The sequence below is a fragment of the Actinophytocola sp. genome (assembly GCF_036002505.1).
In the GTDB taxonomy this organism is placed as follows: Bacteria; Actinomycetota; Actinomycetes; order Mycobacteriales; family Pseudonocardiaceae; genus DASYTH01.
The window spans coordinates 1-18,805 of the sequence record NZ_DASYTH010000474.1 but is presented as its reverse complement, the minus strand read 5'-3'; the positions used below and the strand labels follow the sequence as shown (position 1 = coordinate 18,805).

Below are 18,805 nucleotides of genomic sequence, written 5' to 3'. Positions count from 1 at the left end.
GGACCAGTCCGGCTAACAATACGTCGCTACGGTGCAATGGTTTCGTTATCCGCGCACATGGTCGGGGGCGTCAGGCACGGACGGAGTGTCGATGTCGACGGAGCTTGTCGAGGTGACCGCGGTCCTCGCGCACCGGCCTGAGCAGGTATGGCATGTGTTGAGTGATCCGGCGCTGTACCCCAGGTTCATCCGCGAGGTGGCCTGGAGCGAACGGGTCGGGCACGGCCCGGTGGGCGGTGGCGCCCGCTACCGGGTCCGGTTCAGCGTGGACGGCGCGGCCGCGGTGCCGGACGAGATCGAGATCCTGGTGCACCGCCCGCACGAGCACCTGGTGCTGGTCAGCCAGCAGTGGGACGGCGGCCACCTGTCGGTCCGGCTCGCGCCCGCACCCCGCGGCCGCACCGAGGTCCAGGTGATGCTGTCTATCCCGGAGGTGCTCTCCGCCGGCATCGGGCTGACCGGTTCCTGGCTGCGCAAGCGGGTCCGGCAGGCCCTCGAGCTGATCGAGCACCACCTGTCCGGCCGCGCGGTCACGGTCACCCGCACCGGGCTGGACCAGGCGGCCAAGGGGCATTCCTCGCTCGCCGTGGCGAAGACGCTGATCCGGGCCGGGGTGCTGAGCCCGGGCCGGCCGGACCGGGTGCTGCGGCAGATCAACGCGCTGGCCAAGTGGGGCGCCACCGTGGCCGGCGGGTACCGGGCCAACGCCGGCCGCCACCCCGACGAGCTCGCCGTGATCGACGAGCGGCGGCAGCTCACGTTCGCCGAGCTGGACCGGCGCGCCACGCGGCTGGCCAACGGGCTGGCCGAGTTCGGCGTCCGCGCAGGCCGCCGGGTCGCGCTGATGTGCCGCAACCACGCGGGGTTCGTCGAGTCGGTGGTGGCCTGCGGCAAGCTCGGCGCGGACGTGGTGCTGCTGAACACGGGCCTGTCCGCCGACCAGGTGTCCAGTGTGGTCCAGGCGCACCGGCCGATCGTGCTGCTCGGCGACGACGAGTTCGTGCCGCTGTTCCACAGCCTGCCGATGTCCCTGCCGTGGATCTCCACCTGGAGCGTGCATCCGGGGGAGACCACCATCCACACGGTGATCGAGGAGTCGTCCTCCCGGCCGGTCAAGCCGCCCGCGGTGGCCGGCAAGATCATCGTGCTGACCTCGGGCACCACCGGCACGCCCAAGGGTGCCCGGCGGCGCAACCCGCGCGGGATCAGCACCGCCGCCGGGCTGCTGTCCAAGATCCCGTTACGCGCGGGGGAGCGGATGCTGGTGTCTGCGCCGCTGTTCCACACCTGGGGCCTCGCCGCGCTCCAGCTCGGCATGGTGCTGCACGCGACCCTGGTGCTGCAGCGCCGCTTCGACCCGGCGGACGCGCTGCGCGCGGTCGACCGCTACCGCTGCACGTCCCTGTTCGCCGTGCCGATCATGTTGCAGCGCATCCTCGACGTGCCGGACCGGGTGCGCGGCCAGTTCCGCACCAAGTCGCTCCGCGTCGTGGCCAGCAGCGGCTCCGCGCTCCCCGGCCCGTTCGTCACCGCGTTCATGAACACCTTCGGCGACGTGTTGTACAACCTGTACGGCTCCACCGAGGTCTCCTGGGCCAGCATCGCCGACCCGGCCGACCTGCGCGCCGCCCCCACGACTGCGGGGCGCTGCCCGCACGGCACCCGGGTCGGCATCCTCGACGCGGCGGGCCGCCCGGTCCCGCCCGGCGTGATCGGCCGCATCTGTGTCGGCAACGACATGCTCTTCGAGGGCTACACCAACGGCACCAGCAACGAGATCCACGACGAGCTCATGGTCACCGGCGACCGCGGCTACCTCGACGCCGACGGCCGCCTGTTCGTCTGCGGCCGGGACGACGACATGATCGTCTCGGGCGGCGAGAACGTCTTCCCCCGCCCCCTCGAAGAGCTCCTCATGACCCTCCCCGGCGTCCTCGACGTCGCCGTGGTCGGCGTCCCCGACCGCGAGTTCGGCCAGCGCTTCGCCGCCTACATCGCCGTCCGGCACGGCACCCGCCTCAACGCCCACGCCGTCCGCAACTACGTCCACGAGCACTTACCCCGCTTCGCCGTCCCCCGCGACGTGATCTTCCTCGACGACCTGCCTCGCAACGCGACGGGGAAGGTCGTGAAGCGGGTGCTGGGCAGCGAGTATTGAGGGCGATGAAGGGGGCCTTCCTCACCCCGGGCGTGAGGAAGGCCCCCTTCACCGCCCTTTCACCCCCGTGCGGCTGGGCGGATTCCCAGCAGCGCCACCGCGAGCGCGCAGGCCATGAAGATCGCGGCCAGGACGAAGGCGTTGCCCGCACCGCCCGCGAGACCGTGGGTGAGGTCGGCGGAGCTGACCAGGATGGCCAGGCCGAGCGAGCCGCCGACCCACTGCATGGTCTGCTGGATACCGGACGCCACACCGGATTCGTGCGGGGGCACCGAGCTCAGCACGGTCACGGTCAGCGGCACCACGCAGCAGCCGAGCCCGATGCCGAGCAGCACCATCGGGCCGAGCAGGCCGCTGACGTACCCGGTCGACGAGGTAACCCCGGTCAACCAGGCCATTCCCGCGGTCCCGAGCAGGCCGCCGGTGAGCACCAGCGGCCTCGGGCCGTAGCGGGTGAGCAGCCGGGGCACGATCTGCGCCATGCCGAACACGCCGAGCGTCATCGGCAGGAACGCGAACCCGGCGGCCAGCGGGGTGAACCCGAGCACGTCCTGCAGGAACTGGGTGAGCAGGAAGAACACCCCGAACATGCTGACCACCAGCAGGAGCATGGTGAGGTAGGCGCTGCTCCGGTTGCGGTCGGCGAACAGGTGCAGCGGCATGATCGGTTGCGCGGCACGGCGCTGGATGATCAGGAACGCGCCGAGCAGGAGCACCGCGCCGACGAAGGACAGCACGGTGTAGCGGTCGCCCCAGCCGGATGCGGCGGCCCGGATGAACCCGTACACCAAAAGCGTCATCCCGGCGGTGCCGGTCGCCGCGCCGGCCACGTCCACCCGGCCGGTGCCGCGCGCCGGCTCGTTGATCAACCGCGGTGCGGCCACCGCGACGGCCAGCCCGACCGGCAGGTTCACGAAGAACACCCACGGCCAGGACGCCCACGAGGTGAGCATGCCGCCGAGGATCAGCCCGACCGAGGCGCCGGCCCCGGACATCGTGGAGAACAGCGCCAGCGCCCGGTTGCGCGCCGGTCCCTCGGCGAAGTTCGTCGCGATCAGGGCCAGCGTGCTGGGCCCGGCGAAGGCCGCGCCGACGCCTTGCAGCGCGCGGGCGGCGATCAGCCACCACCCGGCGCCGGCCAGGCCGCACAGCAGCGAGGCGAAGGTGAACAGCAGGATGCCGCCGACGAACACGCGCCGCCGGCCGAACAGGTCGCCGGCGCGGCCGCCGAGCAGCAGCAGCCCGCCGAACGCCAGCATGTACGCGCTCTGCACCCAGGACAGCCCGGCCGGGCTGAAACCCAACTCCCGCTGGATGTTCGGCAGGGCGATGGTCACGATGGTGGCGTCCACGACGATCATGAGCTGGCAGGCCAGGATGATCGACAGGATCGCGCCGGGGCGGTGCCGGGCGGCGGCGTCGGGCCGCACACCCGGCAGGGTCGCCGGTGTCGACATGGGTGTGGTCAACTCCTTCGGCAAACTGAAGGCAGACAGAAAGGTGGCCGCCGGCGCCTGGCGGTGTCATGATGAGAAGTGGAGAACCTCTCCGCTTCAGTACGATACGGAGACGGTCTCCGCTTTGCAAGGGAGTTGTGGATGCGCGCCGACGCCCGCCGCAACCGGGAACGGCTGCTGGCCGCCGCCATGGAGGCGTTCGGCGAGCACGGGGCCGAGGCGTCGCTGGACGACATCGCCAAGCGGGCGGGGGTCGGCCCGGGCACGCTCTACCGGCATTTCCCCACGAGGCTGGCCCTGCAGGAAGCCGCCTACCGCGAAGGCGTCGAGGCCCTCTGCGCCCGCGCCGACGAGCTGGCCGTCAAGCTGGAACCCGGCACCGCGCTCGCCGCCTGGCTCCGGATCATGGTCGACTACCTGGGGGAGAAGCGCGGCCTGGCCGCCGCCCTGCTGGCCACCCAGGACAAGACCTCCGAGCTCTTCGTCTCCTGCCACAAGGCCATCCACGCCGCCGGCGGCCGCCTCCTCGACGAGGCCAAAAACACCGCCGCCGTCCGCCCCGACGTCACCCTCAGCGAGATCCTCAAGCTGGTCAACGGCATCGGCCTGTCCACCGAGCAACTCCAGGACCGCACCGAGGTCGCCGAACGCCTCCTCGCCATCGTCCTCGACGGCCTCCGCCCGCAGCCCTGAGTACCGCACTTGTCGCGGGTACTTCCCGTGACAAGTGGCACCTGTCGTGGGAACTACCCGCGACAAGTCGTGCTGATAGAACGGAACGCTACGTTCTAGTGGTATGCTCGGGGGCATGAGCACGCCGATGAGTGGCCGAAGGGCCGAGGCGGCCCGCAACGACGGCCGGATCCTGGACGCCGCCCGCGCGGTGTTCGTCGCCGACCCGAAGGCGCCGATCTCCGCCGTCGCCGAGCACGCCGGCGTGGGCATCAGCGCGCTCTACCGGCGCTACCCGTCCAAGGAGGACCTGCTGCGCACGCTGTGCGCCGACGGGCTGCGGATCTACCTGGACGCGGTGGAGGCCGCGGTGGACGACCAGGGCGACCCGTGGCACGCTTTCGCCCGGTTCATGGAACGCATCGTGGACGCGGACACCCAGTCGCTCACCCAGAAGCTGGCCGGCACGTTCACCCCGACCGAGGAGCTGGTCCGCGACTCCGAGCGCGGCCAGATGCTCAACCAGCAGCTCATCGAGCGGACCAGGAAAACCGGCGTGCTCCGGCCGGACTTCGACGTCAACGACCTGTCGATGATCTTCGAGCAGGTCACCGCGGTCCGCCTCGGCGACGAGAACCGCACCCGGGAGCTGCGCCGCCGCTACCTCGCGCTGTTCCTCGACGCGCTGCACGCCCGCGACGGCCAGGCCCCGATCCCCGGCTCGCCGCCCACCTGGCAGGAGATCGTCGCGCGCTGGGCACCCTGAAACGCGATCACCGAGACCACACCGGCGCCCCGTAATCTGTGCTGGTGGTCGCACCCGTGGTGGACTCCGAGCCGGGTACGCCGGAGGACAGCGCCGACCGGCGACCGGCCCGGCGCCCCCTCCCCGCCCTCGCCCGTTCCGTCGCCGCGGTCGGCGCCGGCGTCCTGCTCTACCTCGCCAACCCGCCCCGGCCCACCTGGTGGCTGGCCCCGCTCGGGTTCGTCGTGTTGGGCCTGGTGCTGCACGGCCGAAAGCGGGCCCGGGCCGGGTTCGGTTACGGCTTCCTGGCCGGCGCCGGCTACTTCACCCCGCTGCTGGCCTGGACGGGGGTGTTCGTCGGCCCAGTCGCCTGGCTTCCGCTCAGCGCCGCCGAAGCCGTCTTCCTCGGCCTGGTCGGCGCCGCGATCGTGCTGGCCTCGGTCCTGCCCGCCGCCCCGCTCGTGGCCGCCCTGCTCTGGACCTGCGGCGAGGCGCTGCGCGCGGTGGTGCCGTTCGGCGGCTTCCCGTGGGGCAAGATCGCGTTCGGCCAGCCGGAGGGCCTCTACCTGCCGCTGGCCGCGGCCGGCGGCGCCCCGCTGATCGGGTTCGCGGTGGCGCTGACCGGTTTCGGCGGCGCGGAGCTCCTCCGCCGCCTCGCCCGGGACCGGCGACCCCGGATGATCATCGCGCCGGCGCTCGCCGTGGTGCTGCCGGTCACCGCGGCGCTCGCGGTGATTCCCCTGGTCGGCACGGATGCCAACGCCGGCGAGGTGACCGTCGCGGCCATCCAGGGCAACGTCCCGCGGGCCGGCCTCGACTTCAACGCGCAGCGCCGGGCCGTGCTGGACAACCACGCCAACCGCACCGAGCAGCTCGCCGAGGACATCCGGGCCGGCAAGACACCCAAGCCGGACCTGGTGATCTGGCCGGAGAACTCCTCCGACATCGACCCGCTCCGCAACGCCGACGCCTACGCGATCATCGACCGGGCCGCGAAGGACATCGGCGCGCCGATCGCGGTCGGCGGCGTGACGATCGGCGACGACCGGCTGCCCCGCAACACCATGATCCTCTGGGACCCGGTGCGCGGCCCCTCCGACTTCTACACCAAGCGCCAGCTCCAGCCGTTCGGCGAGACCATGCCGTACCGGAGCCTCTTCCGGATCTTCACCAAGGAAGTGGACCGGGCCGGCAACTTCCAGCCGGGCAGCGAGCCGACCGTGTTCGGCATGGGCGCCGCCCGGGTGGCCCTGGCCACCTGCTACGAGGTCGCCTTCGACGGCGTGGTCCGGGACTCCGTGCGCAACGGGTCGAACCTCCTCGCGGTGCCGACGAACAACGCCACGTTCGGGTTCACCGAGATGACCTATCAGCAGCTGGCCATGGACCGGGTGCGGGCCGTCGAGCACGGCCGCACCGTGGTGGTGGCGGCCACCAGCGGGGTCAGCGCGATCGTCCGCCCGGACGGCTCGGTCACCCAGCAGACCGGCCTGTTCACCCCCGCGGCCCTGGTCGAAGAGGTGCCGCTGCGGGCAACGGTTACGCTGTCAGATCATCTCGGCGCATCGCCGGAGTGGGTCCTGGTGATCGCCGGGCTGGCCGCGTTGGCCTTCGCCCTCTGGCGGCGCCGGGGAGACAAGCGGGTCGGGGACCGGCGCGGGAGCGCCATCGAGGAGGAGAACGGATGACGGAGGCGCTCGAACCGGTGCTGGTGGTGATCCCCACCTACAACGAGCGGGAAAACCTCGAACCGATCGTCAAACGGCTGCACGACGCGCTGCCGAAGGCGCACGCGCTGGTCGTGGACGACGGCAGCCCGGACGGCACCGGAGAGCTCGCCGACACGCTCGCGGCCGCCGACGAGCGGGTACATGTCCTGCACCGCACCGAGAAGGCCGGCCTCGGCGCCGCCTACGTGGCCGGTTTCCGCTGGGGCATCGAGCACGACTACCGCGTGCTGGTGGAGATGGACGCGGACGGCTCGCACGCGCCGGAGGACCTGCCGCACATGCTCGACGCCCTGTCCGACGCCGACCTGGTGATCGGCTCCCGGTACGTACCGGGCGGCAAGGTGGTCAACTGGCCGATGAGCCGCCAGCTCATCTCGCGCGGCGGCAACCTCTACTCCCGGCTCGCCCTGGGCGCCAAGGTCAAGGACATCACCGCGGGCTTCCGCGCCTACCGCCGCGAGGTGCTGGAGAAGCTCAAGCTCGGCACCGTGGCCTCGCAGGGCTACTGCTTCCAGATCGACCTGGCCTGGCGCACCATCGAGGCCGGTTTCACCGTCGTCGAAGTCCCGATCACGTTCACCGAGCGCGCCGTCGGCCAGTCCAAGATGAGCAAGGCCATCGTCCGCGAGGCCCTCCTCCGGGTCACCAAGTGGGGCCTGCGCCGCCGCGCCGCCCAGCTCCGCTCCCTGCTCAACCGCCGATGACCTGGGACCACCCGGACTCGCTGGACGCGATCGTCGCCGCGCCCGGCTCCCACCGCGTGGTGTTCGAGAACGATGCGGTGCGGGTGCTCGAGGTGACCGTCGAACCCGGCGTGCACGAGCCCGAGCACACCCACCGCTGGCCCAGCGTCATGGTCACCGACGAGCGGGCGCGCATCCGCTACTTCGCGGGCACCGAGCTGATCTTCGAGTCACCGGACCCGCTGCCCGACCAGCCCACCCCGCGGGCGAACTGGCTCGACCCCGAAGGCCCGCACTCGGTGGAGAACATCGACACCGTCCGGCTGCACGCCCTGCGGTTCGAGCTCAAGCAGGGTTGATGATCAACCCGCCTCGTGGAAGCACGGGGCGGTGATCGCGTCCCGCTCGCGGTTGACGACACCGGCGTCGACGTCCGTGCTGCCGCGCGCGTTCATGCCGGCGTAGGGCTCCAGGCCGTGGAACGGGGCCCACTTGACCACCCGGGGCTCCAGGCCGTGTTCGGTCGGGAACAGCTCGGGCTCGGGCCGCACACGGTGCTGCAGCACGTAGGGGCCGTCCAGCGCGGACTTCACCGCCGTGCGCCAGGTCTCGGTGTCGACGACCCAGCCGGCGACGATGCCCTGCCCGCCGTGCAGCAGGGTCGGCTTGAGCACCAGCTCGGCGCGCGCTTGCTCGGCGTAGTCGAGGAGCTCGACCCGCTCGGCTCCGACGGTGACCGGGCCGGGGCGGACCATCCGGGTCCACGGCAGCACGCGATCCAGGCTGGCCAGCTCGGCGCCGGTGCAGAGGTGCCGGTTCGCCTCGTCGGAGAGCATCGCCAGCGCACCCTTGCTGCCGTACAGCTCGGCGTCCATCGGGGTGAACAGGGTGACCTCGCCCCGGTCCGCGGCCCGCAGGATCGGATCGGCGAGCTCGTGCATCGCCGGGTCGAGCAGGTCCTCGACCTGGAAGATCCGGTAGAGCACGTCCACCGGCGCCGCGCCGAGCCAGACCCGGCCGTCCCGCACCGACAGCTGCCCGAGATGGCACGGGGTGACGTCGACGCCGAGCTCGCCGAGCAGCCCCGCGCTGGACGCGAGCTGGGCCGTCAGCAGCGGGAACACCCACGGCAGCGTGACCGCCGCGAACCGGACCCCGTCCGCGCCGTCCAGCCCGCATTCGGCGAGCAATGTGTCGACCATTTTCGCCATGGGGTCGACAAATGTCAGGTTGTTCGACTCGACGAACTCCGCCAATACCGGGTGCCGCAGAAACAAGCGATTGAGCAGGCCGGAGTCGAGGCTGCCGACCGTGCTGCCCATGTTGAACTCCAGCAACCGGAACGCGGTGCCGTCGTGGTACATGTCGGGCCGGGCCAGCCGGGTCGGCGTTTCCCGCGCGGCCCGCTGCACGGCGCCGACCTGCACCTCGGCCATGCCGACCGCCCGGGCGAACGCCGCGAGATCACCGCCGAACAGCCGTCGCGGCAGCGCCGCCAGCGCCGCGTACACCGTGGCCAGGTCGCCGGTGAGCTCGGCCAGCTCCGCCCGGTCCAGGAACACCGGGCGGCTCAGGCACTTTCCCTCCATCGACGTCGGCCCGAGCACGTCCGCCGCCAGCGCCAGGTCGGCCAGCTCGTACGCGCCCAGCCCGCGCGCCGCGACCTCGTCCAGATACCGCCCGGTGATCTCGTTGCGGCTCATGCCGTTGCCGACCCTTCCCTGGCGGCGGCGGGCGCACCCCGCCGGTAGTTGATCAACGGCAGCGCGGTCACCGCGAGGCTCACCAGAGCGGCGCCGAGGATCGCCCCGTCCAGACCCAGCCCGGCCAGCGCCCACCCGCCCAGGATCGCGCCGACCGGCGAGCCCGCGTACGCGATCGTCGACACCAGCCCGAACACCCGGGTCTGCAGTTCCAGCGGCACCCGCTCGTACTGCAGCGCCCCGAAGATCGGGTTCAGCACCGCGGACGCCACCCCGACCAGCACCATCACCACGAGCACCGCGGCCAGCTGGTGGGTCAGCAGCACCAGCAGCGACGGCGCGCCGCAGATCGCGATGCCCACCAGGAACGTCGGGTACTGGGGCAGCTTCGGGGCGAGCGCGGTGAACGCGATGCTGCCCAGGACCCCGCCCAGGGCGAACGCGCCGAACACCGTGCCCAGCGCCGCCGGCGAGCCGAGCACCGTCGACACCCAGACCGGGACGAACACCGCCCAGCTCGCCTGGCCGAACACGTTGGCGAAGGACAGCAGGATCAGCATCCCGGTCAGCAGCCGGTCCGCGCGCAGGTACCGCGCCCCACCCCGCAACGCGGCCAGGTACGGCTCGCGGTCCTCGGTTCGCTCCAGCTCCCGCGGCGCCCGCACCCCGGCCGCCACGATCACCGCGCACACCGCGAACGAGACGGCGTCCACCCCGATCGCGCCCGGCGCGCCCAACCACAAGATCAACAATCCGCCGGCCGGCGCCCCGACCAGCGAGCTGCCCCGGGTGAAGCCCGCGTAGGCCGCGGTCACCCGCTTCATCCCCAACCCCGCCGCCTTCGCCAGCGGCCCGAGCAGCACGTGCTTGGCCCGGTCCCCGATGCCCCGGCAGCCACCGCTCACCGCGACCAACCCCAGCAGTGGCAGGTACCCGAGCCGGGGCACGGCCGCGACCGCCGCCATCGCCACCGCGCTCCCCAGATCCGCGACGACCGAAGCGACCCGCAACCCGAACCGGTCCGCCAGCGGCGTGGCGAAGATCCCGGTCACCAGATATGGCACCAGGTGCGCCACCGCGACCAGACCCATCTTGACCGGGCTCCCGGTGCTCACCAGCACCAGCCACGGCAACGCCACCAGCGAGACCTTGTTCCCCAGCGCCGAAAGAATGTCCGCGGCAAACAGCGCCGTGAACCGGCTCCGCGCACTCATCTCCGGCACGGCTATTTGTACCCCGGCCACGGATAAAACACGTTCGGCCGATGCCCGTATTTGTTGGTGCGCCGTTCGGTCTAGGGTCCCGGATCGGCGACCGCGTCGATTTCGAGCGGGAAGCAGGCGTCGATCAGGCCGTTAATTTCCACCGGTGTTCGGGTGGACGGCGGGTCGGTTCACGACGATCATTGAAACCCGGGGTGCACTGGATGCCCCGTGGGGGTGCGTTGGGGCGCTGGGGCATCCAGTGCACAGAGGACGGCCGCCCGGTGCGGGACCCGGGCGGCCGTCTGGCTCGTGTCGGCGGGTCAGGCCGAACGGCTGCGGCGTCCGCGCAGCTCCTGCAGGCGCTCGGCGAGCAGATCCTCGAGCTCGGGGATGCTCCTGCGCTCCAGCAGCATGTCCCAGTGCGTGCGCGGCGGCTTCGACTTCTTTGGCTCCGGCTCGGAGCCGTCGATCATCTTGGACTCGGTGCCGTGCAGCCGGCACTCCCAGATCGACGGGATGTCGGCGTCATCCGAGAAGGGGACCTCAAAATCGTGGCCCTTGGGACAGGCGTAACGTACTGTACGACGAGGCGCCAAGTCGTGATTACGGTCAGTCTCGTAGCTGACCGCGCCAAGCCGGCTTCCTCGGAGAACTCTGTCGGCCATGGCGTTGTCCTTTCGTGAGGCCCGTTGCCGGGCCAGGGCGGTGCTCACCTAGAGCAACGAGACAGCCGGCCCAAAGGTTCCCGCCTGCCCGGGTGCGGTCGCTCAGGGTGACGTGCTTCACCCCTCAACAACAGCTTCCTCCTTAGGGAGACGATTCGCTCGAGTTCGTGACGCGTCCTCGCTCAATGAACAGGGTGAGATCGCCCATGTGGGGGATACCGTTGGGCTTGATGGCGGCCGGCTGACACCGGTCGTCCTCAACCCGGCCGGGTGTACCCGGTCGGGCCCCGCTCAACCCCGAATCCTGACCACGAAGCGTAGCGGCCGGGTGAACGGTGCTGAGTTTACGGTACGTGTCTGGTCACGACGTCACCGGCTGCCGGAACTCTGCCGGCCCGCCGAGCGTGGCCGGCGGTGTGTTCCCGGACGCGAGCACCGCCTTGCGCACGTTGACCGTCAGCAGGATGGCCAGGCCCACCACGAAGAACACCACCAGCGACACGATCGCGGTGCGGTAACTGCCGGTGTTCTGCAGGGTCAGCCCGAAGATCAGCGGGCCGAGGAACGACGTTCCGGACGCGGAGAACTCGTACAGGCTGAAGTACTCCGCCTCGCGCCCGGCCGGGATCATGCTCGAGTACAGCGAGCGGGACAGCGCCTGGGTGCCGCCCAGCACGATCGAGAGCACCAGCGCCAGGGCGATGAACTGCACGGCGCTGCCGGCCTGCAGCACGTAGGCGACCAGCACCACGCCGATCCAGACCACCAGGCTGGCGGCCACCACCCGCTTGGCACCCCACCGGTCGGCCAGCCGCCCCAGCAGCAGCGCACCGCCGAACGCGGTGAACTGCACGACCAGGATCGTGCCGAGGAGCACCGTGTCGCCGAGCTTGAGCTCCTTCTCGCCGTAGTCCGAGGCGAGCGTGGTCACCGTGGTGATGCCGTCGTAGTAGATCAGGTAGGCGAGCAGGAACAGCAGTGTCAGCGGCACCGCCCGGAGACCGCGGATGGTGTGCCCCAGCTCGCGGAAGCCGGCGGTGAGCACGCTGCCCTCGATCGGCCGCTCGGCGATGGGGGAGCGGGGGAGATGCCGCAGCAGGCGCAGCGGAACCAGCATGAAGATCGCCCACCAGACGCCCGCGCTGCACAGCGCCAGCCGGGCAAGGGTGCCATCGTCGTCGATGAAGAAATGTGCGATCACGTTGAGCGCCAGCAGGATCCCGCCGCCGACGTAGCCGATCGCCCAGCCCACCGAGGAGATCCGGTCCCGCTCGTCCGGCCCGGCGATGTCCGGCAGGATCGAGTTGGCGACGATCTTGCCGCAGCTGTAGCTGAGGAACGCGGCCAGGAACAGCAGTGCGCCGAGCTGCCAGGACGTCCGGCCGACCAGGATCATCGCGGTGCAGCTGGCCGCGCCGAGGAAGCCGAACGCCAGCAGCATCTCCCGCTTGCGGCCGGTGCGGTCGGCGATCGCCCCGGTGACGGGCAGCACCAGGAACAGCAGCGCGCTGCCGAACGCGACCGTGTAGGCGAACAGCGAGCCGGGATTGAGCGGGATGCCCAGCACGTGCAGCCGGCCCTCCTTGCCGACCGCGTTCTCCGCCACCGACGGCAGGTAGCGGCTCATGAACACGGTGACCACGGTGGCCTCGAAGGTGTGGCTCGCCCATGCATAGCCGTACCAACCCCGGCGCTGGGCCCGCAGCTGGGGCGTGACTTCCTCGTCCATACTGAGCCGCCTCTCCGGAATTCAATGCGGCTGTTGCGTCGTGGCGCACGCGGCGGTTGTCTGGTGGATCGTGGCTGGGTGCCGTCACGGTCCCCTGAGGTTCCGTTGGCCGGCGCGAGATTATGCCAACCCCCTGCGAGGGTCCATCAGGCAGGCCCTAGGCCGCCGCCCAGACTCCGCGTTCGCGCAGGACGTCCTTGAGCACGCCCGGATGGTCGGTCATGATCCCGTCCACGCCGAGGTCGAGCAGCTCGTGCATCTGCGCGGCGTCGTCGATGGTCCACACGTGCACCTCGATGCCGCGCCGGCGGGCGCCTTCGAGCAGGTGCCTGTCGACGACGGTGAGCCGGCCCTGGCGCAGCGGCACCTGGGCGATCCGCTGGTAGCGCGCTCCACGGAACAATGCCGGGAGCCGGCCGGAGACCCACAGCCGGGTGATCGCGCCGACGCCCATCGAGGTGAGCAGCCCGTCGCCGGCACTGCGGCGCACCTTGGTCAGCCGGGCCTCGGAGAACGACGCCACACACACCCGGTGGAGGGCGTTGGTCCGGCGCAGGGTCGTGACCAGCGGGTCGATCGCGGCCTCGGTCTTCACGTCGATGTTGAGCAGCGCGCCGGGCAGCTCCTCGAGCAGCTCCTCCAGCCGGCTGACCGGTTCCCGCCCGCCGATCCTGGCCTGGCGCACGGTGCGCCACGGCAGCGCGGCGATCCGGCCGCGGCGGTCCGTGGTGCGGTCCAGCGCCGGATCATGGTGCACCACGACCACCCCGTCGCTGGTCGCGTGCACGTCGGTCTCCAGGTAGCGGTAGCCCTCCTGCCACGCCCGGCGGAACGCGCTCAGCGAGTTCTCCATCCCGGCCAGGTCGCCCATGTGCCAGCCGCGGTGCACGAATGCCCGCGGGTGCGGTCCGGCCAGGAAGGCGTGATCCATACCGTCAAGTGTGCCGGAATGCGGTGGCCGGCCGGTGCCACGAAGGTGTCCGGTCGCGAGGGGGAAGGTGTCCAGAACGCGACGTGATCATCTGCGGCGTGGCGCGTGAACGGTCACAGGGGTGGCGGGATAACGTGGCGCGCCATGACGGTGGTTGTGGACGGGGCGGCCGGGCTGCGCCGGCTCGCGGCGGCCCGGCACTGCGGCTGGTGCGGTGCGCGGCTCCCGGAAGATGGGAAGGTGGGGCGGCCGCGGCGGTATTGTTCGCAGTCCTGCCGGCAGCGCGCCTACGAGCGGCGGGCGGCCGTGCAGCGGGGCGGGCTGCCCGAGGATGCCGTGGTGCTCTCCGCCGCCGAGCTCGCTGACCTGCAAGATCGGTTGTTCCAGCTGCGCTGTGCGGCCGAGGATGTGGCCACCGCTGCGGCGGATGGAGCAACGGTCGCGGAATTGAAAGAACTGGCAACTCAGGTAATCACGACGGCGGTCGACCTTGAGCGGCTGCGCTGAGCTGTGCTTGTCCATTACTCTCCACCCATCGTTTTCGATCGAGTCCGTCCAATCCGAGGTAGCGACATATGAGCACTGACAGCCCGTCGCCGGCTGAGGTGCTCGACGCGACCGACTCCGCGTTCGCGGTCACGGACCAGCGCTGCCGGGTGCGGTGGCTGAACCGGATGATGGCCGAGCTCCTCGGGCTGACCGTCGAGCAGGCGGTCGGCCGGTCGCTCCCGGCGTTGTTCGCCGGCGCCCCCGAAGGTCCGCACGACGGCGTCGTCGTGTCGCTCCGTGTGGTCACCGCGTCGGCCTGCCGGCGAGGCGGGCCGGCGCCGGATGCGGAGCTGCGCTGGCTGGAGATCCGCTGCACGGCGCTGCCGGACGGCCGGCTGCTCTACCGGGCCACCGACGTCACCCGGTGGCGGGAGCGCGAGCTGGACGCCGCCCAGCTCGGCGACGACCTGTTACGGATGGCCGAGGAGGACCCGCTCACCGGCTTACCCAACCGGCGCACGCTCACCCGTGCGCTGGAGCACCAGCTGGCCCTGGGCGGGCGAGGCGCGCTGCTGCTGCTCGACCTGGACAACTTCAAGGACATCAACGACCTGCGCGGGCACCCGGCCGGTGACCGGGTGATGTGCATGCTGGCCAACGTGCTGCGGGAGCGGCTGGACAACGGGCACGTGCTCGGCCGGCTCGGCGGCGACGAGTTCGCGGTGGTGCTGCCCGGAGCCGACGAGCGCGAGGCGGTCGACGTGGCCGACCGGCTGCGGATCGCGATCGCGGCCGTGCCGCTCATCGGCGGCGCCAGTTCCACCCGCACCACGGTGAGCGCCGGTGTGGCGAAGTTCGACTCGGGGGAGAGCTGGCAGGCCGTCCTGGCCAACGCCGACCTCGCGTTATACGCCTCCAAGGCGGCCGGCCGGAACCGCGTCACCGTCTACGAGCAGGGCCACTACATGGACACCGCGCTCCGGGTGACCGTGATCGACCGGGTCCGGGCCGCGCTGGCCAACGGCCATCTCGCCCTGCACGCCATGCCGATCGTGAAGCTCGGCAGCGGCCGCGTCGTCGGCCACGAGCTACTGCTCCGCCTGGAAGACGGCCGCCAGCCGTACCTGGGCCCGGGGGAGTTCCTCCCCGCCGCCGAGCGCAGCGACCTGGTGCTCGACATCGACCGGTTCGTCGCCGGCTCCGCCATCGACGCGTTGGTGGATCACCCGTACCCGGGGTTGCGGTTCAACGTCAACGTCTCCGGCCGCACCCTGGAGGACGAGGACTTCGGCGACTTCGTCCTGGACCGCCTGGCTGCCGCCGGCGTCGCTCCCGGCCGCCTCGGCTTCGAGATCACCGAGACCGCCGCCGTGACCAATGTGGACGCCGCCCGCAGCCTGGCCCAGCAGTTGCGCGCCAACGGCTGCCGCATATCCCTGGACGATTTCGGCGCCGGTTTCGGATCTTTCGTCCACCTGAAACGCCTCCCGATCACCGGTGTCAAAATCGACGGCGAATTCGTCCGCGAAATCGACTACGGGAGCCGCGACACCGTACTCGTCCAAGGAATCGTCGACATCGCCCGCGGCCTTGGATTGTCCGTCGTCGCCGAATGGGTCGAACGATCGTCCCAAGTGGACGCCCTGTCCCGGTTGGGTGTCCGCGTCGCCCAAGGCTTCCACCTCGGCCGCCCAGAGCCCCTCACCGACCTCCTCGCCCGCCCCCAAGGCGCCTGGATGCGCCGCCCCAAACTCATGCGCGACCACGAAGTCACCGAAAACAGGCCCACCTAGTCCACCCGATAACGTCACTGTGACGTTATCGTCGTGGGCTTCGGGGCTCTCCACCGGGACCATCAGGGGATCACCGTGACACTCGCCGGCCTGGTTGCGATAGTTCTCGGAGCCGTGTTCCTGGCCAGGCCGACCTGGGTCTGGACACTCGGACGGCGTTCCCGCAAGCCGGGCAAGCCCACCAGGCGCGCCCGCTGGATGATCCGCATCGCCGGCGCGCTGCTGGTGCTGCTCGGCCTCATCTGGCTCAACTCGTTCGACGTCGCCATCCGCTGACCCATGTTCGATAATCGACATTATGTCAAGTAACACCTCCGCCCACGTCTATGTTGGTGCGATACACTGTTGATGTACATCGCCAACATGGAGGTGCGGGGTGTCGGTGACGCAGATCGACCTTGACGACGATGCTCTCGCCGAGGCGATGCGGCTGTCTGGCGCCAAGACCAAGAAGGATGCCGTGAACCTCGCACTGCGGGAGTACGCGGCGCGCCATCGTCGTATCGAGGCGCTAGACCACTACGCGTCGTCGGCAAAAGGATGGGACTACGCGGGCTGGCAGGAGCTCCACGACGCGGGCAAGGACATTGCTTGATTCGGTATCTCATCGACTCTTCCGGCGTGTGGCGTGTGCTGCGAGAGGAGTCACTTCGGTCGGCGTGGTCGGACGTCATCTCAGCCGGTGCCGTGGGCTCGTGTCATCCGCAGCGTGTTGAGTTCCGCCGCTCGGCCCGTGACACTGACGAGTACGAGCAGATGTCGGACATGTTCGGTTCTCTGTTTCCTGACGTGGCCGTACCCAAGAACGCCTGGCAGTGGGTTGAGTCGGCGCAGTATCGGCTGCTGCGCAACGGAGCTCATCGGGCCATGTCAGCTGTTGATCTCGTGATCTGTGCTACGGCGGCCGTACGTGGCCTAGTGGTGCTCCACGATGACAAGGACTTCGCCACCGCTGCGCGACATCTCACGGACCTGGCCGAACGCCGAATACACGACACTCCGCAGGATCGATGAGTCTGGTGTCGAAGTTCGGAAGTCGTCTGCCCGAATGTCTGAACTCGTGGGCACCCGCCTGCCGAGTCAAAGGTTCTGGGCTGATGTCGTGGCGGGATGCGCCCCAAGCCCAACAGCTGCGATGAGCCGATCTTGAACTGAGTCTCTGCGGTGGATGCTGCGTCCTGGCCCGTATCGTTTGACTGTCGGCCGGCCACGTACACTCCAATCTGTGCCTGGCCTTCGCCCTCCTCCCGATTTCGGACCTCGCGGTTCGGACCCGCCTTTGTGCTCCGAAGGGACGTTGATTAAGCAGCACTTCTTCGTGGCTCCCGCGATGTCCTCCGAGTCTGATGTGAGAGCAATCCTTGATCTCGTCGATTCATATCCCGACGCGCTCTCTGCAGTGAATTGGGACCCCGGTCTCATCGGTCAACTCGACGCTGCCAGAGCAGGGCGGTCACATTTGGTTCCGGCCGGAATGGACGCTACGTCCATCCGGTCCCAACTGTGGACCATCTTCACCGGCCGCGACGGCTGGCTGATAGCCACGGTTGCTTGGCTTCTCTCGTTATTTTACGGCCTAGGGCTCATCATATTCGGAGCCGTAGCGTTCTTCCGTGCCCGGCGCGCGTCGGCCGAACAACGTGCCCAGGTAGATCCGGGCGGGGCGCTAGAGGTTCGACGGCTGCGAGTGACGCAATACTGGGAGCGGGAAGCGCACGTCGAACAGCTTGCGCCAGGCACAAGTTCGATCAGCACGACAAGATTTCGGCTGGGTATCACAGAGGCACAAACGCGGGACCTCAGTCTGAATCTGGGCATGGCCGCAGTCCGTACCGCCTTACCGGAACTGGCCGTACGCCTTGCCAACACTCGTCTTACCGAGGAGAGCCGAGAAATAGAAAAAACGATCCAACTTTCCAACGATCGAACGGGATTCTATCGAAGGATCGCGCTGTGGCGTCTCGTGGACGCCGTGTCCATTGAAGCGCTCATGTTCCGTGACGGATTACAATGGATGCAGCGATCCACACTCAAGTATTACAGTTCGTCATCCATTGCGACAACGTTTGTTGACATCGCCAGGGCTGACATCTGAGCGTAAGCATTCAGCTCGGTGCGGCCAGGAGGCTTTGGTGGGCAGCGTGGTGGCGCAGATGTCGATGTCGTTGGACGGGTTCATCGCGGACCCGGCGGATGGCGTCGAGGAGATGTTCGGGTGGTACGGCAACGGTCCGGTCGAGTTCACCTGCCCGGATCCGCGGTGGATGTTCCGCGTGTCCGAGGCGAGCGCGGAGCATCTGCGCGAGGGGTTCGCCGGGGGTGGGCGCGCTGCTCTGCGGGCGGCGGCTGTTCGAGCACACCCGAGCATGGGCGGGAACCATCCGCTGGGCGTGCCGGTGTTCGTGGTGACGCATGCCGTGCCGGACGGGTGGCCGCAGGCTGACAAGCCGTTCACGTTCGTCACGGACGGGATCGCGAGCGCGGTCGAGCGGGCACGGGCGGCGGCCGGGGACAGGAAGGTGGCGGGATCTGGTTCTTCGACAACCTAATGGGTGATCCGCTCGGAGTAGGCGCCGGTCTTCACCGGCTGGCCGTAGAACACCGTGGGGATGCGGTTGGTCGTGGTGAAGTCGTCATCGTCGAAGTCGACGATGAGCAGGCTGTTGTGGGATGGTGGCCCAGTCTGCGTAGGGCTTGATGTTGTTGCGCAGCCAGTCCCCGGTGCGGACCGAGCAGTCGTGCATGTCGTTGCAGAGGTCGGGGATCACGAAGGACGGCGTCGGCAGCGTGGTGAAGTCGGTGGGGAACGCGGTGAACTGCCGGTTGGTCGAGGTCGGCAGAGGTT

19 protein-coding genes and 1 pseudogene are annotated in these 18,805 nt (G+C 69.8%); 13 read left to right on the top strand and 7 right to left on the bottom strand.

Translation table 11 applies throughout. The features are described from left to right. Positions 1–91 precede the first annotated feature (91 nt). Positions 92–2,158: an AMP-binding protein gene (locus tag VGR06_RS41840; RefSeq protein ID WP_327564812.1), complete on the top strand. Its 2,067-nt coding sequence runs from the start codon at positions 92–94 to the stop codon at positions 2,156–2,158. Positions 2,159–2,217: 59 nt separating this feature from the next. Here the strand turns inward: VGR06_RS41840 and VGR06_RS41835 are convergent, their stop codons facing one another. Beyond that, complete coding sequence (locus VGR06_RS41835; protein WP_327564811.1) at positions 2,218–3,615, bottom strand: MFS transporter; 1,398 nt, start codon at positions 3,613–3,615, stop codon at positions 2,218–2,220. A 141-nt stretch (positions 3,616–3,756) separates the two neighbouring features. Here VGR06_RS41835 and VGR06_RS41830 point away from each other — a divergent pair, with 141 nt between their 5' ends. From VGR06_RS41830 to VGR06_RS41810, 5 genes are all read left to right on the top strand, one after another. Then, a complete protein-coding gene (locus VGR06_RS41830; protein ID WP_327564810.1) occupies positions 3,757–4,308 on the top strand; it encodes a helix-turn-helix domain-containing protein in 552 nt (183 codons plus the stop codon). Between the two features lie 115 nt (positions 4,309–4,423). Then, positions 4,424–5,053, top strand: a complete 630-nt coding sequence (locus VGR06_RS41825; RefSeq protein ID WP_327564809.1) for a TetR/AcrR family transcriptional regulator — start codon at positions 4,424–4,426, stop codon at positions 5,051–5,053. 44 nt (positions 5,054–5,097) lie between these two features. After that, the gene (gene lnt / locus VGR06_RS41820; protein WP_327564808.1) at positions 5,098–6,720 is read left to right on the top strand and encodes an apolipoprotein N-acyltransferase; all 1,623 of its coding nucleotides are present in this window, start codon (positions 5,098–5,100) and stop codon (positions 6,718–6,720) included. Next, positions 6,717–7,466, top strand: a complete 750-nt coding sequence (locus tag VGR06_RS41815) for a polyprenol monophosphomannose synthase (RefSeq protein WP_327564807.1) — start codon at positions 6,717–6,719, stop codon at positions 7,464–7,466. The genes lnt and VGR06_RS41815 overlap by 4 nt, the downstream gene beginning before the upstream one ends. Continuing rightward, positions 7,463–7,804 (top strand): hypothetical protein, encoded by a 342-nt coding sequence (locus VGR06_RS41810; RefSeq protein WP_327564806.1) that lies wholly within the window; start codon positions 7,463–7,465, stop codon positions 7,802–7,804. Before VGR06_RS41815 ends, VGR06_RS41810 begins: the two co-directional genes overlap by 4 nt. Positions 7,805–7,807: 3 nt before the next feature. On the opposite strand, the gene VGR06_RS41805 is transcribed toward VGR06_RS41810, so the two are convergent. The 5 genes from VGR06_RS41805 to VGR06_RS41785 all read right to left on the bottom strand — a co-directional run bounded on the left by VGR06_RS41805 (position 7,808) and on the right by VGR06_RS41785 (position 13,678). Continuing rightward, positions 7,808–9,148 carry a hypothetical protein gene (locus VGR06_RS41805; RefSeq protein ID WP_327564805.1) on the bottom strand — a complete coding sequence of 447 codons (1,341 nt, stop codon included), beginning with the start codon at positions 9,146–9,148 and terminating at the stop codon, positions 7,808–7,810. Continuing rightward, positions 9,145–10,362 (bottom strand): MFS transporter, encoded by a 1,218-nt coding sequence (locus tag VGR06_RS41800; protein ID WP_327564804.1) that lies wholly within the window; start codon positions 10,360–10,362, stop codon positions 9,145–9,147. The genes VGR06_RS41805 and VGR06_RS41800 overlap by 4 nt, the downstream gene beginning before the upstream one ends. A 311-nt stretch (positions 10,363–10,673) precedes the next feature. Further along, on the bottom strand, positions 10,674–11,018 hold the full coding sequence (locus VGR06_RS41795; RefSeq protein WP_327564803.1) for an RNA polymerase-binding protein RbpA: 345 nt from the start codon (positions 11,016–11,018) through the stop codon (positions 10,674–10,676). Positions 11,019–11,379: 361 nt separating this feature from the next. Next, positions 11,380–12,747, bottom strand: coding sequence for an MFS transporter (locus tag VGR06_RS41790; RefSeq protein WP_327564802.1), 1,368 nt, complete (start codon positions 12,745–12,747; stop codon positions 11,380–11,382). 157 nt (positions 12,748–12,904) lie between these two features. Then, entirely contained in the window at positions 12,905–13,678 is a 774-nt protein-coding gene (locus VGR06_RS41785; RefSeq protein ID WP_327564801.1) for a glycerophosphodiester phosphodiesterase family protein, read from the bottom strand. A 144-nt stretch (positions 13,679–13,822) separates the two neighbouring features. Here VGR06_RS41785 and VGR06_RS41780 point away from each other — a divergent pair, with 144 nt between their 5' ends. The 7 genes from VGR06_RS41780 (at position 13,823) to VGR06_RS41750 (ending at position 18,509) form a co-directional block, all read left to right on the top strand. After that, on the top strand, positions 13,823–14,185 hold the full coding sequence (locus VGR06_RS41780; RefSeq protein ID WP_327564800.1) for a hypothetical protein: 363 nt from the start codon (positions 13,823–13,825) through the stop codon (positions 14,183–14,185). A 68-nt stretch (positions 14,186–14,253) separates the two neighbouring features. Continuing rightward, the gene (locus tag VGR06_RS41775) at positions 14,254–15,960 is read left to right on the top strand and encodes a putative bifunctional diguanylate cyclase/phosphodiesterase (RefSeq protein WP_327564799.1); all 1,707 of its coding nucleotides are present in this window, start codon (positions 14,254–14,256) and stop codon (positions 15,958–15,960) included. A 75-nt stretch (positions 15,961–16,035) separates the two neighbouring features. Next, complete coding sequence (locus VGR06_RS41770) at positions 16,036–16,236, top strand: DUF6199 family natural product biosynthesis protein (RefSeq protein WP_327564798.1); 201 nt, start codon at positions 16,036–16,038, stop codon at positions 16,234–16,236. A gap of 100 nt (positions 16,237–16,336) precedes the next feature. Then, positions 16,337–16,555 carry a type II toxin-antitoxin system VapB family antitoxin gene (locus VGR06_RS41765; protein WP_327564797.1) on the top strand — a complete coding sequence of 73 codons (219 nt, stop codon included), beginning with the start codon at positions 16,337–16,339 and terminating at the stop codon, positions 16,553–16,555. After that, entirely contained in the window at positions 16,552–16,974 is a 423-nt protein-coding gene (locus VGR06_RS41760) for a PIN domain-containing protein (RefSeq protein ID WP_327564796.1), read from the top strand. Before VGR06_RS41765 ends, VGR06_RS41760 begins: the two co-directional genes overlap by 4 nt. A gap of 283 nt (positions 16,975–17,257) precedes the next feature. Beyond that, positions 17,258–18,055, top strand: coding sequence for a hypothetical protein (locus tag VGR06_RS41755; protein WP_327564795.1), 798 nt, complete (start codon positions 17,258–17,260; stop codon positions 18,053–18,055). A gap of 37 nt (positions 18,056–18,092) precedes the next feature. Next, entirely contained in the window at positions 18,093–18,509 is a 417-nt protein-coding gene (locus VGR06_RS41750) for a hypothetical protein (protein WP_327564794.1), read from the top strand. A gap of 84 nt (positions 18,510–18,593) precedes the next feature. On the opposite strand, the pseudogene VGR06_RS41745 reads toward VGR06_RS41750, so the two are convergent. Further along, positions 18,594–18,805 (bottom strand): annotated as a pseudogene (locus VGR06_RS41745) (hypothetical protein); the annotation flags it as partial.

What these genes read in the sequence shown, in the direction of transcription:
- VGR06_RS41840 (WP_327564812.1), top strand. Translation starts at nt 92, where the DNA reads ATGTCGACGGAGCTTGTCGAGGTGACCGCGGTCCTCGCGCACCGGCCT.
- VGR06_RS41830 (WP_327564810.1), top strand. Translation starts at nt 3,757, where the DNA reads ATGCGCGCCGACGCCCGCCGCAACCGGGAACGGCTGCTGGCCGCCGCC.
- VGR06_RS41785 (WP_327564801.1), bottom strand. Translation starts at nt 13,678, where the DNA reads ATGGATCACGCCTTCCTGGCCGGACCGCACCCGCGGGCATTCGTGCAC.
- VGR06_RS41810 (WP_327564806.1), top strand. Translation starts at nt 7,463, where the DNA reads ATGACCTGGGACCACCCGGACTCGCTGGACGCGATCGTCGCCGCGCCC.
- VGR06_RS41825 (WP_327564809.1), top strand. Translation starts at nt 4,424, where the DNA reads ATGAGCACGCCGATGAGTGGCCGAAGGGCCGAGGCGGCCCGCAACGAC.
- VGR06_RS41790 (WP_327564802.1), bottom strand. Translation starts at nt 12,747, where the DNA reads ATGGACGAGGAAGTCACGCCCCAGCTGCGGGCCCAGCGCCGGGGTTGG.
- VGR06_RS41805 (WP_327564805.1), bottom strand. Translation starts at nt 9,148, where the DNA reads ATGAGCCGCAACGAGATCACCGGGCGGTATCTGGACGAGGTCGCGGCG.
- VGR06_RS41800 (WP_327564804.1), bottom strand. Translation starts at nt 10,362, where the DNA reads ATGAGTGCGCGGAGCCGGTTCACGGCGCTGTTTGCCGCGGACATTCTT.
- VGR06_RS41815 (WP_327564807.1), top strand. Translation starts at nt 6,717, where the DNA reads ATGACGGAGGCGCTCGAACCGGTGCTGGTGGTGATCCCCACCTACAAC.
- VGR06_RS41795 (WP_327564803.1), bottom strand. Translation starts at nt 11,018, where the DNA reads ATGGCCGACAGAGTTCTCCGAGGAAGCCGGCTTGGCGCGGTCAGCTAC.
- VGR06_RS41835 (WP_327564811.1), bottom strand. Translation starts at nt 3,615, where the DNA reads ATGTCGACACCGGCGACCCTGCCGGGTGTGCGGCCCGACGCCGCCGCC.
- VGR06_RS41775 (WP_327564799.1), top strand. Translation starts at nt 14,254, where the DNA reads ATGAGCACTGACAGCCCGTCGCCGGCTGAGGTGCTCGACGCGACCGAC.
- VGR06_RS41780 (WP_327564800.1), top strand. Translation starts at nt 13,823, where the DNA reads ATGACGGTGGTTGTGGACGGGGCGGCCGGGCTGCGCCGGCTCGCGGCG.